Source organism: Streptococcus sp. k-378 (assembly GCF_013277505.1).
Taxonomy (GTDB): domain Bacteria; phylum Bacillota; class Bacilli; order Lactobacillales; family Streptococcaceae; genus Streptococcus; species Streptococcus pseudopneumoniae.
The window spans coordinates 1-964 of the sequence record NZ_VMNC01000155.1 but is presented as its reverse complement, the minus strand read 5'-3'; the positions used below and the strand labels follow the sequence as shown (position 1 = coordinate 964).

Below are 964 nucleotides of genomic sequence, written 5' to 3'. Positions count from 1 at the left end.
GAATGCTTTCGTCTTTCTGATGAAGTAGACTTCTTTTCCTTGTTCAACAGGGATATAGCAACGATTTTGGAATCGGATATGGTGTCCACAATCCACGACTCTCTCCGCCAGTCTAGCTAGAATGAGATTTCGTTCAGAGGGCTTAGGAGCCACCTCGAAGACAGAGAGTTTTGTCTTATTTCCAAACTGTTCATTAAAGGTTTGAATGTAGGAAAGAAGGAAAGTATTGGCTTCTTCCAAGGTATGAATATTGTTTCGTTCCAGTTCAATAGGCAGGCGAGATTGTAGTGCCTGATTGAGTCTTTCGACTCTCCCTTTAGCTTGAGGGATAGCGGTTGTCTCAAGGAGAATCCCCAGTTGGTGACAGGCGTATCCAAACTGTGTATGGGTATCGTCCTCCATTTTCTTAGAGTTGGAGGCTTGATAGGTAAAGACCGTTCTCTTATCTGTTTTAATTTGAAGGGGAATACCGTGATTGGCTAATATTTGTTCAAGGACATGATAGTAAGCATTCAAGTTCTCTTTTTTATCAAAATAAGCCCCTAGGATATTGCCGGAAGCATCATCAATGGCTAAGTGTAAGTTAGAGGTTTCTGCTCCAAACCAGGCATGAGGGCTAGCCTCCATTTGGATGAGTTCTCGCCAAAAAATTGTAAAAAGTAAAAAAAGTTTAAAAAAGGTGTTGACAAAGTTTAAAAAGACTGTATAATAGTAAGAGTTGAAAATAACAACTCAGGTCCGTTGGTCAAGGGGTTAAGACACCGCCTTTTCACGGCGGTAACACGGGTTCGAATCCCGTACGGACTATGGTATATTGCAGTTGAAACACTTGATGAAAAAAAAGTTTCAAAAAAAACTTAAAAAGTTTCAAAAAAGTGTTGACAAGCGAAAGCGGCTGTGATATACTAATATAGTTGTCGCTTGAGAGAAGCGAGTGACAAAGATCTTTGAAAACTGAACAAGA

At 40.1% G+C, this 964-nt stretch carries 1 tRNA gene and 1 pseudogene; one reads left to right on the top strand and one right to left on the bottom strand.

What is annotated here, in order from left to right:
* Positions 1–639: pseudogene (locus HT719_RS11005) on the bottom strand (ISNCY family transposase); the annotation flags it as partial.
* 96 nt (positions 640–735) lie between these two features.
* On the opposite strand from HT719_RS11005, the gene HT719_RS11000 reads away from it, so the two are divergent.
* Positions 736–807, top strand: a tRNA-Glu gene (locus HT719_RS11000).
* Positions 808–964 lie beyond the last annotated feature (157 nt).